Source organism: Pseudomonas sp. W2-17 (assembly GCF_041060445.1).
Classification (GTDB): domain Bacteria; phylum Pseudomonadota; class Gammaproteobacteria; order Pseudomonadales; family Pseudomonadaceae; genus Aquipseudomonas.
On sequence record NZ_JAUFNS010000011.1, the window covers coordinates 193,570 to 208,005 of the forward strand.

The window sequence follows — 14,436 nt, forward strand, 5'->3', positions numbered from 1 at the left end:
CAGGACATACGTCCCGCCAGATTTAGGGGTACAGGAGTCTAAAGAGGATCCTGCCCCCAGTCAAGGCAAAGCCCCGATGTCAACAGCCACTGGCAACCCGTCGAAACCGGGTAAGACCAATGACCATGAAAATCGGGGCCCTACTCTCAATTACTGCTTGAGTTCAACGCTTCGGTCAGCGCAGCTTCAACTTCGCTCGCACTTACACGCATCGGCTTGTCAGCTTCACGACGACGCTTGCGCTCGCTGTGATATGCCAGACCGGTACCTGCAGGGATCAGACGACCCACAACCACGTTTTCTTTCAGGCCGCGCAGATAATCACGCTTGCCGGTCACTGCCGCTTCGGTCAACACGCGAGTGGTCTCCTGGAAGGAGGCCGCCGAGATGAACGATTCGGTGGACAGCGAGGCCTTGGTGATACCGAGCAATACACGAGTAAATTTGGAAACAAATTTCTCGTCAGCTGCCAGGCGCTCGTTTTCAACCAGTACGTGCGTCAACTCCATCTGGTCGCCCTTGATGAAGCTGGAGTCGCCCGACTCAGCGATCTCGACTTTACGCAGCATCTGACGAAGAATCGTCTCGATATGCTTGTCATTGATCTTCACGCCTTGCAGGCGGTAGACGTCCTGAATCTCGTTGACGATGTATTTCGCCAGAGCGCTGACACCCAGCAGGCGCAGGATATCGTGCGGATCGCTAGGACCGTCGGAGATAACCTCACCACGGCTGACCTGCTCACCTTCGAAGACGTTGAGGTGACGCCACTTCGGAATCAGCTCTTCGTACGGATCGGTACCATCGTTTGGCGTGATAACCAGACGGCGCTTGCCTTTGGTCTCTTTACCGAACGCGATCGTGCCGCTGACTTCAGCCAGGATCGACGCTTCTTTCGGACGACGCGCTTCGAACAAGTCGGCAACGCGCGGCAGACCACCGGTGATGTCACGAGTCTTGGAGGTCTCTTGGGGGATACGGGCGATAACGTCACCCACACCCACTTGCACACCATCCGCAACACCGACAAGGGCGTTCGCCGGCAGGAAGTACTGAGCCGGTACGTCGGTACCCGGCAGCAGCAGATCCTTGCCATCAACACCAACCATCTTGACCGCAGGACGAATGTCTTTACCTGCTGCAGGACGATCTTTGGCATCCAGTACTTCGATGTTCGTCAAACCGGTCAATTCGTCGGTCTGGCGCTTGATCGTAATACCTTCCTCCATGCCCACATAGGTCACGGTACCTTTCATCTCGGTGACGATTGGGTGAGTGTGTGGATCCCACTTGGCCACGATGGACCCAGCGTCGACCTTGTCACCTTCCTTCACCAGAATCACAGCGCCATACGGCAGCTTGTAGCGCTCGCGCTCACGACCGAACTCGTCGGCGATTGCCAGCTCACCCGAACGCGACACCGCGACCAAGTGACCATCAAGACGCTCAACGTGCTTCAAGTTGTGCAGCCGAACGATACCGCCGTTCTTGACCTGGACACTGTCCGCAGCAGAAGTACGGCTTGCCGCACCACCGATGTGGAATGTACGCATGGTCAGCTGGGTACCCGGCTCACCGATCGACTGAGCAGCGATAACGCCAACCGCTTCACCGATGTTCACTTGGTGACCGCGTGCCAGATCCCGGCCATAACACTTGGCGCAGATACCGAAACGGGTTTCGCAGCTGATCGGGGAACGTACGATGACTTCGTCGATGCTGTTCAGCTCGATGAATTCAACCCACTTCTCGTCAACCAGCGTGCCGCCTGGAACGATGACATCTTCAGTGCCAGGCTTGAATACGTCACGGGCGATCACTCGACCCAATACGCGTTCGCCCAACGGTTCTACGACATCACCGCCTTCGATGTGCGGAGTCATTACCAGACCGTGTTCAGTACCGCAGTCAACCTCGGTAACGACCAGATCTTGCGCCACGTCTACAAGACGACGAGTCAGGTAACCGGAGTTCGCGGTTTTCAACGCGGTATCCGCAAGACCCTTACGAGCACCGTGCGTCGAGATGAAGTACTGAAGTACGCTCAGACCTTCACGGAAGTTCGCAGTGATCGGCGTCTCGATGATCGAGCCGTCCGGCTTGGCCATCAGACCACGCATACCTGCCAGCTGACGAATCTGTGCAGCGGAACCCCGCGCACCAGAGTCAGCCATCATGTACATCGAGTTGAAGGATTCCTGGTCAACGGTCTCACCGTGACGGTCGACAACCTTCTCTTTCGAGAGGTTCGACATCATAGCTTTCGAGACTTCATCGTTGGCCTTGGACCAGAGGTCGATCACCTTGTTGTACTTCTCGCCCTGGGTAACGAGGCCTGAGGCGTACTGACTTTCGATCTCTTTCACTTCATCCGTTGCGGCGTCGATGATGCGAGCTTTTTCATCAGGGATAACGAAGTCGTTAACGCCGATGGAAACACCCGAGATCGTCGAGTAGGCAAAACCGGTGTACATCAACTGGTCAGCGAAGATAACGGTCTCTTTCAGGCCAACCACGCGATAGCACTGGTTGATCAGCTTGGAGATCGCCTTTTTCTTCATCGGCTGGTTGACGACGTCATATGACAGGCCGGCCGGGACCACCTGGAACAGCAACGCACGGCCAACGGTTGTGTCGACGATACGAGTGTTCTTGACGCTGCCACCATCACGATCATTGACCGTTTCGTTGATGCGCACTTTTACTTTCGCATGCAGTGCGGCTTCGCCGGCACGGAACACACGGTCAACTTCCTGCAGATCCGCGAATACACGACCTTCGCCTTTGGCGTTGATCGCTTCACGGGTCATGTAGTACAGACCCAATACAACGTCCTGCGAAGGAACGATGATTGGTTCACCGTTAGCCGGCGACAGAATGTTGTTGGTCGACATCATCAGCGCACGGGCTTCGAGCTGGGCTTCCAGCGTCAGCGGCACGTGAACGGCCATCTGGTCGCCGTCGAAGTCGGCGTTGTATGCCGCACAGACCAGCGGGTGCAGCTGGATCGCCTTACCTTCGATGAGAACCGGCTCAAACGCCTGGATGCCCAGACGGTGAAGCGTCGGCGCACGGTTCAGAAGCACTGGGTGTTCGCGAATGACTTCGGCGAGAACGTCCCAGACTTCTGGCAGCTCGCGCTCAACCATTTTCTTGGCAGCTTTGATGGTGGTCGCAAGACCACGCATTTCGAGCTTGCCGAAAATGAACGGCTTGAACAGCTCAAGTGCCATCTTCTTCGGCAGACCGCACTGGTGCAGACGCAGGGTCGGACCTACGGTAATTACCGAACGGCCAGAGTAGTCAACACGCTTACCGAGCAAGTTCTGACGGAAACGACCCTGCTTACCCTTGATCATGTCAGCCAGGGATTTCAGAGGGCGCTTGTTCGAACCTGTGATGGCGCGACCGCGACGACCGTTATCAAGCAGCGCATCCACAGCTTCCTGAAGCATGCGCTTTTCGTTGCGCACGATGATGTCAGGAGCAGACAGATCCAGCAGACGCTTCAAACGGTTGTTACGGTTGATCACCCGACGATACAGATCGTTGAGGTCGGAAGTCGCGAAACGACCACCGTCCAGTGGAACCAGTGGACGCAGGTCTGGCGGCAGAACCGGCAGAACGGTCAACACCATCCATTCTGGAAGGTTGCCGGAACCTTGGAAGGCTTCCATCAACTTCAGGCGCTTGGACAGCTTCTTGATTTTGGTCTCGGAGTTGGTTTGCGGAATCTCTTCGCGCAGACGGCCAATCTCGTGTTCCAGATCAATGGCGTGCAGCAGCTCACGGACAGCCTCGGCACCCATACGGGCGTCGAAGTCATCACCGAACTCTTCTAGGGCTTCGAAGTATTGCTCGTCGTTCAGCAACTGGCCTTTTTCGAGGGTAGTCATGCCTGGGTCGATAACGACATAGCTCTCGAAATAGAGAACGCGTTCGATATCACGCAAAGTCATGTCCATCAGCAAGCCGATACGGGACGGCAGCGATTTCAGGAACCAGATGTGAGCTACCGGCGATGCCAGTTCGATGTGAGCCATGCGCTCACGACGGACTTTGGCCAGTGCGACTTCAACGCCGCATTTTTCGCAGATAACGCCACGATGCTTCAAGCGCTTGTACTTACCGCACAGGCACTCGTAATCCTTGACCGGGCCAAAAATCTTGGCGCAGAACAGGCCGTCACGCTCAGGTTTGAACGTACGGTAGTTGATGGTTTCCGGCTTTTTAACTTCACCGAACGACCACGAACGGATCATCTCAGGCGATGCCAATCCAATACGGATGGCGTCGAACTCTTCGACTTGACCCTGGTTTTTCAGCAAATTCAGTAGGTCTTTCAAGGCCTTTCCTCCTGGCGGAGCAGAGGGCGGTCATACCGACCCACCCTCGATTCGCGTCACGTGTTATTCGGTTTCCAGATCGATATCGATACCGAGCGAACGGATTTCTTTGATCAACACGTTGAAGGACTCGGGCATGCCCGGCTCCATACGGTGATCGCCGTCCACGATGTTCTTGTACATCTTGGTACGGCCGTTCACGTCGTCCGACTTCACTGTGAGCATTTCTTGCAGAGTGTACGCCGCGCCATACGCTTCCAGCGCCCAGACTTCCATCTCCCCGAAACGCTGACCACCGAACTGAGCCTTACCACCCAGCGGCTGCTGGGTAACCAGGCTGTACGAACCAGTGGAACGCGCGTGCATCTTGTCGTCCACCAAGTGGTTCAGCTTCAGCATGTACATGTAGCCAACGGTGACCGGACGCTCAAACTTGTTACCGGTACGGCCGTCAAACAGCTGCATCTGGCCACTGTCCGGCATGTCCGCCAAGCGGAGCATTGCCTTGATCTCGGATTCCTTGGCGCCGTCGAATACCGGGGTAGCCATAGGAACGCCGCCACGCAGGTTCTTCGCCAGATCCAGAATTTCCTGATCAGACAGGTCATCAAGACTTTCCTGACGGCCGCCAATCTCGTTGTAGATCTCGTTCAGGAACTTGCGCAGCTCAACGACCTTACGCTGCTCTTCGAGCATGCGGTTGATCTTCTCGCCCAATCCTTTAGCCGCGAGGCCCAGGTGAGTTTCGAGGATCTGACCGACGTTCATACGCGAAGGTACACCCAACGGGTTGAGGACGATATCCACCGGCGTGCCGTTGGCATCGTGCGGCATGTCTTCAACAGGCATGATCACGGAGACCACACCTTTGTTACCGTGACGACCGGCCATCTTGTCGCCCGGCTGGATGCGGCGGCGAATGGCAAGGTAGACCTTGACGATCTTCAGCACGCCTGGAGCAAGGTCATCGCCCTGCTGCAGCTTACGCTTCTTGTCTTCGAACTTGTCGTCAAGCAGACGGCGACGATCAACGATGTACGCCTGAGCTTTCTCGAGCTGCTCGTTCAACGCATCTTCGACCATGCGCAGCTTGAACCACTGACCATGCTCCAGACCGTCCAGAACCTCGTTGGTGATTTCCTGGCCTTTCTTCAGGCCGGCACCACCTTCAGCGGTACGACCTACCAAAGCGGAACGCAGGCGCTCGAACGTTGCACCTTCAACAATGCGAAACTCTTCGTTCAGATCCTTGCGGATCTCGTCGAGTTGGCTCTTCTCGATGGACAGCGCACGAGCATCACGCTCAACGCCATCACGGGTGAAGACCTGGACATCAATGACGGTGCCTTTGGTACCGGTAGGTACGCGCAGGGAGGTGTCTTTAACGTCGCTGGCTTTTTCACCGAAGATTGCGCGCAGCAGCTTCTCTTCCGGCGTCAGCTGAGTCTCGCCTTTCGGAGTGACTTTACCTACCAGAATGTCGCCAGCGCCGACTTCCGCACCCACATAAACGATACCGGCTTCGTCCAGCTTGTTAAGTGCTGCTTCACCCACGTTAGGGATGTCAGCAGTGATCTCTTCAGGCCCAAGCTTTGTATCACGCGCCACACAGGTCAGTTCCTGAATGTGGATCGTGGTGAAGCGGTCTTCCTGAACAACACGCTCGGACAAGCAGATGGAGTCTTCGAAGTTGAAGCCGTTCCACGCCATGAACGCGATGCGCATGTTCTGACCCAACGCCAGTTCACCCATATCGGTGGACGGGCCGTCGGCCATGATGTCGCTGCGCTGAACGCGATCACCCTTGCTCACTAGCGGACGCTGGTTGATGCAGGTGTTCTGGTTCGAACGCGTGTATTTGGTCAGGTTGTAGATGTCGACACCGGCTTCGCCTGTCTCAACTTCGTCATCTGCGACACGAACCACGATACGGCTGGCGTCAACCGAGTCAATCACGCCGCCACGACGGGCCACGACGCAAACGCCCGAGTCACGCGCAACGTTACGCTCCATGCCAGTACCAACCAGCGGCTTGTCAGCGCGCAGTGTTGGGACAGCCTGACGCTGCATGTTCGAACCCATCAACGCACGGTTGGCGTCGTCGTGCTCAAGGAACGGGATCAGCGATGCTGCAACCGAAACAACCTGCTTCGGCGAAACATCCATCAAGGTGACGTCTTCCGGCGCCTTGACTGTGAACTCGTTCAAGTGACGAACGGCAACCAGCTCGTCGATCAGGATCTTCTTATCGTTCATTGCCGCAGAAGCCTGGGCAATGACGTGATCCGCTTCCTCAATAGCTGAGAGGAAAACGATTTCGTCAGTTACCAGAGCGTCCTTAACCACACGGTACGGACTCTCGAGGAAGCCGTACTGGTTGGTGCGCGCGTATGCCGCCAAGGAGTTGATCAGACCAATGTTCGGACCTTCCGGCGTTTCAATCGGGCATACACGACCGTAGTGAGTCGGGTGTACGTCACGAACTTCAAAGCCGGCACGCTCGCGCGTCAGACCACCAGGGCCGAGTGCAGAGACACGACGCTTGTGAGTGATCTCGGACAGCGGGTTGTTCTGGTCCATAAACTGGGAAAGCTGGCTGGAACCGAAGAACTCTTTCACCGCCGCCGCAACAGGCTTGGCGTTGATCAAGTCCTGAGGCATCAGGCCTTCGCTTTCTGCCATCGACAGACGCTCTTTAACCGCACGCTCAACACGTACCAGACCTACACGGAACTGGTTCTCGGCCATCTCGCCTACGCAACGAACGCGACGGTTACCGAGGTGATCGATGTCATCGACGATGCCTTTACCATTACGGATGTCGACCAGGGTCTTCAGCACTGCAACGATGTCGTCTTTGTGCAGGACGCCCGAACCTTCGATCTCGGTACGACCGATACGACGGTTGAACTTCATCCGACCTACAGCCGACAGATCGTAGCGCTCTGGGCTGAAGAACAGGTTGTTGAACAAGGTCTCGGCGGCATCCTTGGTAGGTGGCTCGCCAGGACGCATCATCCGATAAATCTCGACCAGGGCTTCAAGCTGATTGCCGGTCGAGTCGATCTTCAGGGTGTCGGAGATGAAAGGACCGCAGTCGATGTCGTTCGTGTACAGCGTTTCGATGCGAACAACCTGAGCCTTGGCAATTTTTGCCAGGATCTCGGTGTTCAGCTCGGTATTGCACTCGGCAATGATCTCACCCGTCGCCGGATGCACGATCGCCTTGGCGCTGGTGCGGCCAATAACGTAGTCGAGCGGAACCTCAAGGGTCTTGATGTTTGCTTTTTCGAGCTGGTTGATGTGACGGGCCGTAATACGACGGCCTTGCTCAACAATCACCTTGCCCTTGTCGTCCAGAATATCCAGAACGGCAATTTCGCCACGCAGGCGCTGAGGCACCAACTCCAGATTCAGGTTCTCGCCCTGAACGTGGAATACGTTGGTGGTGTAGAAAGCATCCAGCACTTCTTCAGTGGTGTAACCCAATGCACGGAGCAGAACCGATGCAGGGAGTTTGCGGCGACGGTCGATACGAACGAAGACACAGTCTTTCGGATCGAATTCGAAGTCCAGCCACGAACCACGGTAAGGAATAATGCGAGCCGAATACAACAGCTTGCCCGAACTGTGCGTCTTGCCGCGGTCATGGTCAAAGAACACGCCCGGAGAACGGTGCAGCTGGGAAACGATCACACGCTCGGTACCGTTGATAACGAAGGTACCGTTTTCAGTCATGAGTGGGATTTCACCCATGTAGACTTCTTGCTCTTTGATATCCTTGATCGCTTTATTCGACGATTCTTTGTCGAAAATGATCAGACGTACTTTTACCCGCAAAGGTACGGCGTATGTCACACCGCGGAGCACGCATTCCTTGACATCAAAAGCCGGTTCGCCCAGACGATAACCCACATACTCCAGAGCAGCATTGCCGGAGTAGCTGATGATCGGGAAAACAGATTTGAAGGCCGCATGCAGGCCCACGTCGCGGAACTGATCTTTAGTCGCTCCCGCTTGCAAGAATTCACGATACGAATCCAGCTGGATGGCCAGGAGGTAAGGCACATCCATGACGTCCGGCAACTTGCTAAAGTCCTTGCGGATACGTTTTTTCTCAGTATATGAGTAAGCCATCAGCGTTCCCCAGCTTGGTCACCTGCTTGTTTGGCTCCTCCCGACGGGAGCAGCCAGAAAAATCTTGCGAACCCCATGGTTCGCGCCACCGTTCGGGGTGGGTAGATCACGTAATCAGCGCTAACCGAATCAGCTGCCAACAACGGAAAAAGGCCGGTGGCAGAAGCCACCAGCCATCAGCCTTTCGCTTAACGCTTGGGCTGGAAACGCAAAGTCGATGCTTACTTCAGCTCGACTTTAGCGCCTGCTTCTTCCAGAGTAGCCTTGGCTTTATCAGCAGCGTCTTTAGCTACTGCTTCCAGGACCATTGCTGGAGCGCCGTCAACGACTGCCTTGGCTTCTTTCAGGCCCAGACCGGTCAGCTCACGAACTGCCTTGATGACGTTAACTTTCTTCTCGCCAGCTTCAAGCAGCATGACGTTGAATTCAGTTTGCTCTTCAACAACGGCGGCAGCAGCAGCTGGGCCAGCGGAAGCAGCAGCAGCGCTAACACCGAATTTTTCTTCGAATGCTTTGATCAGCTCTACAACCTGCAGAACGGACATTTCAGCTACGGCGTTGAGGATATCGTCTTGAGAGATAGACATGACTCTAATTCCTGAATTGGGGGACGGCCTACGCGACCATCGAAATAAACAAAAATACGCGAGAAGAAGTGCCGGCCCTTAGGCTGCAGCGGCTTCTTTCTGTTCGCGAATAGCCGCCAGAGTACGAGCGAGCTTGCTGGTAGCGCCTTGAATCACGCTCATCAGCTGCGAAATCGCTTCGTTGCGAGTCGGCAGTGTTGCCAGTACGTCGATCTGATTAGCTGCGAGGTACTTGCCCTCAAACGCAGCTGCCTTGATCTCGAACTTATCCTGACCTTTTGCAAACTCTTTGAACAAACGGGCAGCAGCACCTGGATGTTCGTTGGAGAAGGCGATCAAGGTCGGGCCAGTGAACACATCGTTGAGGACACTGTATTCAGTATCAGCAACGGCGCGCTTGAGCAGGGTGTTACGTACGACACGTACGTAAACGCCAGCTTCACGAGCCTCTTTACGGAGTCCGGTCATCGCGCCTACCGTCACACCGCGGGCATCAGCCACAACAGCAGACAGAGCGACTTTGGCAGCCTCGTTGACTTCAGCGACGATGGCCTTCTTGTCTTCGAGTTTAATTGCCACGGGTTTAACTCCTGCTTGTTACCGTTTCATCTGACCTGAGCCGGATGTCGTTTTGGTGTCTGATTCGGTAAGGAACCGGGAGCACCATCTGCGTAGGCTTGTGGTTTAAGGCTTGCGCCGCCTACGGTCTTGGATAGCCCCCGCCAGGCAGGGACCCCAATTTTCGCAATGACGCGGTTACCCGCGCCATGCCAGTCTTACGCGTCCAACGAACCTTGGTCGATGACCAAGCCTGGGCCCATAGTGGTGCTCAGTGTTACGCGCTTAACGTAGATACCTTTCGAGGAAGCTGGCTTGATACGCTTCAGATCAGCGATCAGAGCTTCAACGTTCTCACGCAGCTTGTCTGCATCAAAGCCGACTTTGCCAACGGAGGTGTGGATAATGCCGTTTTTGTCGGTGCGATAACGAACCTGACCAGCCTTGGCGTTTTTCACGGCAGTGGCTACGTCTGGAGTAACGGTACCGACTTTAGGGTTAGGCATCAGGCCGCGCGGGCCGAGGATCTGACCTAGCTGACCAACAACACGCATTGCGTCCGGGGAAGCAATTACGACGTCATAGTTCAGGTCGCCGCCTTTCATTTCAGCAGCCAGATCGTCCATGCCAACACGATCAGCGCCGGCAGCCAGAGCAGCTTCAGCAGCTGGGCCCTGAGTAAATACTGCGACACGAACGGTCTTGCCAGTGCCGTGAGGCAGCACGGTAGCGCTACGTACGACCTGATCGGATTTACGAGGATCAACACCGAGGTTCACAGCAACGTCTACAGACTCGCTGAACTTCACTGTCGACAACTCAGCCAGCAGAGCAGCGGCTTCGTTGAAGTTATAAGATTTGCCAGCTTCGACTTTGGAAGCGATAGCCTTTTGGCGCTTGGTCAGCTTAGCCATTACACACCCTCCACGTTAAGGCCCATGCTACGAGCAGAACCAGCGATGGTGCGCACGGCGGCGTCCATATCAGCAGCGGTCAAGTCGGCATTTTTTGCCTTGGCGATTTCTTCCAGCTGAGCACGGGTTACTGTGCCAACTTTTACGGTGTTCGGACGAGCCGAGCCGCTGGTCAAGCCAGCTGCTTTTTTCAGCAGTACCGAAGCCGGGGTGCTTTTGGTTTCAAAGGTGAAGCTGCGGTCACTGTAAACAGTGATGATCACAGGAGTCGGCAAACCTGGCTCAATACCCTGAGTACGGGCGTTGAACGCTTTGCAGAATTCCATGATGTTCACGCCGTGCTGACCCAGCGCAGGACCAACAGGCGGGCTCGGGTTAGCCTGAGCGGCTTTCACTTGAAGCTTGATGTAAGCGGTAATCTTCTTGGCCATGAGGCACTCCAATTACGGGTTCTAGCGCCTCGAAAGGCTCCCCGGTTACTTGCGCGTTTATCCCGGTGACGAAAAAACCCCACAGCCCAGGGCTGCGGGGTATGGGATTCTGAGCTCAGCTACGCCTTTTCGACCTGACTGAACTCCAGCTCCACCGGAGTGGAGCGTCCGAAAATGAGCACGGCCACTTGGATCCTGCTCTTCTCGTAATTGACTTCTTCGACGGTACCGTTGAAATCAGCAAACGGACCATCTGTAACACGGACTACTTCGCCCGGCTCGAATAGAGTTTTTGGCTTCGGCTTGTCGCTACCATCAGCAACGCGACGCAGAATTGCCTCAGCTTCTTTATCGGTAATAGGGGCCGGCTTGTCTGCCGTGCCACCGATGAAACCCATGACACGAGGAGTATCCTTGACCAAGTGCCAAGTACCCTCGTTCATGTCCATCTGGACAAGCACATAGCCAGGGAAGAATTTGCGTTCACTTTTGCGCTTCTGGCCGTTACGCATTTCCACTACTTCTTCAGTAGGGACCAGAATCTCGCCGAAGCCATCTTCCATGCCTGCAAGCTTTACACGCTCAACCAGTGAGCGCATGACATGCTTCTCGTAACCCGAGTAGGCATGCACTACGTACCAACGCTTAGCCACGGGACACCCTTAGCCGACAATCAAGGAAACAAGCCAGCCGAGCAGGGAATCTAAACCCCACAACAGCAGCGCCATGACGAGAACAACTGCAACCACGATCAAAGTGGTCTGGGTAGTCTCTTGACGCGTAGGCCACACGACTTTACGAATCTCAGCGCGAGCTTCTTTGGCCAAAACAAAGAAAGCCTTACCCTTCCCCGTCTGCAGAGCCACATAGGCTGCCACGGCGGCGATCACAAGCAGGGCAAGAACGCGATACAGGATTGGCTGCGCGGAGTAGTATTGATTTCCAACGACACCCACGACTACCAGAAGCACTACTACAAGCCACTTCACGAGATCAAAACGGGAGTCTTGGGCTTCAGCCTTTGGATTCATCTACTAAAATCCTGTGAAAAGAAAGCCAGATACTTTGGAGAATCTGGCAGGTCAGGAGGGAATCGAACCCCCAACCTACGGTTTTGGAGACCGTCGCTCTGCCAATTGAGCTACTGACCTAAAAGCAAAATCAGGCCGAACATTATGCGGACCTGACAGGAAGATTTCAACAGCAACTCGACAACTGCGATTGTGCACGTCGACTCACTGCGGCGCCACCTCACCAAGACCTTGAAAACCTTGGTATTCGTAGCGCCTAAAACAAAGGCAGATACTCACATATCTGCCTTAGCAATGGAGCTCTTGAGCGGATTTGAACCGCTGACCTCACCCTTACCAAGGGTGTGCTCTACCAACTGAGCTACAAGAGCAAAACATACTGCACAACCAGAAAACTTGGAGCGGGTAGCGGGAATCGAACCCGCATCATCAGCTTGGAAGGCTGAGGTTCTACCACTAAACTATACCCGCTGAGCTTTGCTGCTTACGCTCAAAATATGGTGGAGGGGGAAGGATTCGAACCTTCGAAGTCGTAGACGTCAGATTTACAGTCTGATCCCTTTGGCCGCTCGGGAACCCCTCCTAAGCGAGGCAGCATTCTATATCATGCCACCCTTCTGTCAATCTTTTTCTCAATAAAAACTTGAGGTTACAAGCATTGACCATTGCTACATCAGTACCTATCAATCGATCTGCACTGCGAAGCGGGCGCCATTCTATTCAAACTAATCTACGGTTGCAATGCCTTCGCATGACATTATTTCATTTTTTAGCATGGGAAAATCACTGCGGAGCTCGGCAATCAAAGTCTCGCTGACCAGACGCCGGCTAGCAGGCGCAATTTTCAGCCAGTACACGCCGCCTTCCTGATCCGGGCGCTTTTCAAGGTGAGTATCGATATCTAAGGCAACAAGACGCTGCTCGAGAAGTGCGGCTTCAGCCTGCTTGGCAGTTCCCCCCAGGTAGAGGCAGTTCTCTTTCCCTGTAGAGGTACGCGCAGTACCACCACCGATTCCCGACTCGCCCAGCAAACGAATATCTTGGCCATACGCCCGATGAGTCAGCAGCGGCTCTACCTCTTTAGGACGCAGCGGCGCATCCTGCTGATGCCAGAAGAAATACAGACCGTTCAACATGAGTAACAACAAAAACGTCCATGGCATACCCACCTCATTAACGATACGCACCTGAATGCATTCCGATCTTACTAACTGTGATTTCTACCCTAACTACCCTGCAGCCTGAGACTCACCTCCCCCCCGCTGAAATGCTCTTCACGCCCATCCACCTCCAGGCGTAACGCACCATCGTCACCGATGCCCTTCACAACGCCCTGAGTGGTGTTCACACCTGCGGTGAGAGCGACCGCGAGGCCTTGCCATAGATGCTTGTCCTCCCACGCCTTTCTATACGCTGCGAATCCTTTTTCTTGATGGCCAGCAAGATAGCCACTGAGATTCCGACTTAGCGCGCAAGCGACCGTGTTTCTGTCCTGAACATTTCCCAGCTCAAGGGCCACCGACGTCCAAGCCTGGTTGACGTCAACGGAATCACGCATATTGATATTGATCCCAATACCGATAACCACGTGGCAAACATTAGCGAGATCGCCAGTCACCTCGAGCAGCACTCCAGCGAGTTTTTTGCGGCCAACCAGGATGTCGTTAGGCCATTTGAGCCCCGCTCTATGGATACCGAGCTCTCGCAGCGTATCTACAACTGCAAGCCCTACGACAAGGCTAAGACCGTCGAGCCGACGGGTACCGCCATCCATACGCAACGCGAGGCTGTAATAGAGGTTTTCACCAAAAGGACTTACCCATTGACGCCCACGCCTGCCGCGTCCTGCTGTCTGCTGCTCTGCAAGAATCAAGGCAGGAAGGGCTGCGCCTGAACTTGCCATCCTCATGGCTTCGGCATTCGTGGAGTCGATACTTTCGTGAATGCTACATGTCCAACCCAATCTTTCGTGCTCACTGATCAGCACCTCACCGTCCAACAACGAAAGCGGGGAAGCCAAACGGTAACCTCGGCCGCGCACCTTGTAAATTTCGATGCCAAGGTCAGCCTGGGCCTGCTGCAGCTTCTTCCAGACAGCACTTCGGCTGACGCCCAGCGCGAGCCCCAGATCCTCGCCGGAGTGAAACGCCCCGTCTCCAAGTAGCTTTAGCAACGTATGCATGGGTTTCAGCGCCTGGTAGTAAGACGCGCATGATAGCCATCCAGCCGACCTACGCAAGCGTACCGTGCAGGCACAAACCGAAGTCAAATAATGCGGATGGGTGGGTTTTACTGTGGAGAGTTGTAGGTTGGGCAAATAACTTTTCCGCGCGCAAAAACAAAACCCCATCTGCTTTCGCAAATGGGGTTCTGGAATTTAATCTTGACGATGACCTACTCTCACATGGGGAAACCCCACACTACCATCGGCG

10 protein-coding genes and 4 tRNA genes are annotated in these 14,436 nt (G+C 54.9%); all 14 read right to left on the reverse strand.

Annotated elements, in window-relative coordinates; translation table 11 throughout:
* Window positions 1-146: 146 nt before the first annotated feature.
* The 14 genes from rpoC to birA all read right to left on the reverse strand — a co-directional run bounded on the left by rpoC (window position 147) and on the right by birA (window position 14,186).
* Window positions 147-4,346, reverse strand: coding sequence for a DNA-directed RNA polymerase subunit beta' (gene rpoC / locus QWI20_RS16005; RefSeq protein ID WP_108121483.1), 4,200 nt, complete (start codon window positions 4,344-4,346; stop codon window positions 147-149).
* Window positions 4,347-4,409: 63 nt separating this feature from the next.
* Window positions 4,410-8,483: a DNA-directed RNA polymerase subunit beta gene (gene rpoB, locus QWI20_RS16010; protein ID WP_133775995.1), complete on the reverse strand. Its 4,074-nt coding sequence runs from the start codon at window positions 8,481-8,483 to the stop codon at window positions 4,410-4,412.
* A gap of 221 nt (window positions 8,484-8,704) precedes the next feature.
* On the reverse strand, window positions 8,705-9,070 hold the full coding sequence (gene rplL / locus QWI20_RS16015) for a 50S ribosomal protein L7/L12 (protein ID WP_019409897.1): 366 nt from the start codon (window positions 9,068-9,070) through the stop codon (window positions 8,705-8,707).
* A gap of 78 nt (window positions 9,071-9,148) precedes the next feature.
* The gene (gene rplJ, locus QWI20_RS16020; protein ID WP_192174974.1) at window positions 9,149-9,649 is read right to left on the reverse strand and encodes a 50S ribosomal protein L10; all 501 of its coding nucleotides are present in this window, start codon (window positions 9,647-9,649) and stop codon (window positions 9,149-9,151) included.
* A gap of 197 nt (window positions 9,650-9,846) precedes the next feature.
* Entirely contained in the window at window positions 9,847-10,542 is a 696-nt protein-coding gene (gene rplA / locus QWI20_RS16025) for a 50S ribosomal protein L1 (RefSeq protein ID WP_122536823.1), read from the reverse strand.
* Window positions 10,542-10,973 carry a 50S ribosomal protein L11 gene (gene rplK, locus QWI20_RS16030; RefSeq protein ID WP_037017696.1) on the reverse strand — a complete coding sequence of 144 codons (432 nt, stop codon included), beginning with the start codon at window positions 10,971-10,973 and terminating at the stop codon, window positions 10,542-10,544. The genes rplA and rplK overlap by 1 nt, the downstream gene beginning before the upstream one ends.
* Before the next feature lie 119 nt (window positions 10,974-11,092).
* Entirely contained in the window at window positions 11,093-11,626 is a 534-nt protein-coding gene (gene nusG / locus QWI20_RS16035; protein WP_003317113.1) for a transcription termination/antitermination protein NusG, read from the reverse strand.
* A 9-nt stretch (window positions 11,627-11,635) separates the two neighbouring features.
* Window positions 11,636-12,004 (reverse strand): preprotein translocase subunit SecE, encoded by a 369-nt coding sequence (secE, locus tag QWI20_RS16040; protein ID WP_037017694.1) that lies wholly within the window; start codon window positions 12,002-12,004, stop codon window positions 11,636-11,638.
* Between the two features lie 44 nt (window positions 12,005-12,048).
* Window positions 12,049-12,124, reverse strand: a tRNA-Trp gene (locus QWI20_RS16045).
* Window positions 12,125-12,299: 175 nt separating this feature from the next.
* Window positions 12,300-12,375: transfer RNA gene (locus QWI20_RS16050), tRNA-Thr, on the reverse strand.
* A gap of 26 nt (window positions 12,376-12,401) precedes the next feature.
* Window positions 12,402-12,475, reverse strand: a tRNA-Gly gene (locus QWI20_RS16055).
* Window positions 12,476-12,502: 27 nt separating this feature from the next.
* Window positions 12,503-12,587, reverse strand: a tRNA-Tyr gene (locus tag QWI20_RS16060).
* Window positions 12,588-12,729: 142 nt separating this feature from the next.
* Window positions 12,730-13,167 carry a hypothetical protein gene (locus QWI20_RS16065; protein ID WP_369306286.1) on the reverse strand — a complete coding sequence of 146 codons (438 nt, stop codon included), beginning with the start codon at window positions 13,165-13,167 and terminating at the stop codon, window positions 12,730-12,732.
* Between the two features lie 62 nt (window positions 13,168-13,229).
* Window positions 13,230-14,186 carry a bifunctional biotin--[acetyl-CoA-carboxylase] ligase/biotin operon repressor BirA gene (gene birA, locus QWI20_RS16070; RefSeq protein WP_369306287.1) on the reverse strand — a complete coding sequence of 319 codons (957 nt, stop codon included), beginning with the start codon at window positions 14,184-14,186 and terminating at the stop codon, window positions 13,230-13,232.
* Window positions 14,187-14,436 lie beyond the last annotated feature (250 nt).

Coding starts and splice junctions, on each gene's coding strand:
- rplA (WP_122536823.1), bottom strand. CDS start 10,542: ATGGCTAAGCTGACCAAGCGCCAAAAGGCTATCGCTTCCAAAGTCGAA.
- QWI20_RS16065 (WP_369306286.1), bottom strand. CDS start 13,167: ATGCCATGGACGTTTTTGTTGTTACTCATGTTGAACGGTCTGTATTTC.
- secE (WP_037017694.1), bottom strand. CDS start 12,004: ATGAATCCAAAGGCTGAAGCCCAAGACTCCCGTTTTGATCTCGTGAAG.
- rplK (WP_037017696.1), bottom strand. CDS start 10,973: ATGGCCAAGAAGATTACCGCTTACATCAAGCTTCAAGTGAAAGCCGCT.
- rplL (WP_019409897.1), bottom strand. CDS start 9,070: ATGTCTATCTCTCAAGACGATATCCTCAACGCCGTAGCTGAAATGTCC.
- rpoB (WP_133775995.1), bottom strand. CDS start 8,483: ATGGCTTACTCATATACTGAGAAAAAACGTATCCGCAAGGACTTTAGC.
- birA (WP_369306287.1), bottom strand. CDS start 14,186: ATGCATACGTTGCTAAAGCTACTTGGAGACGGGGCGTTTCACTCCGGC.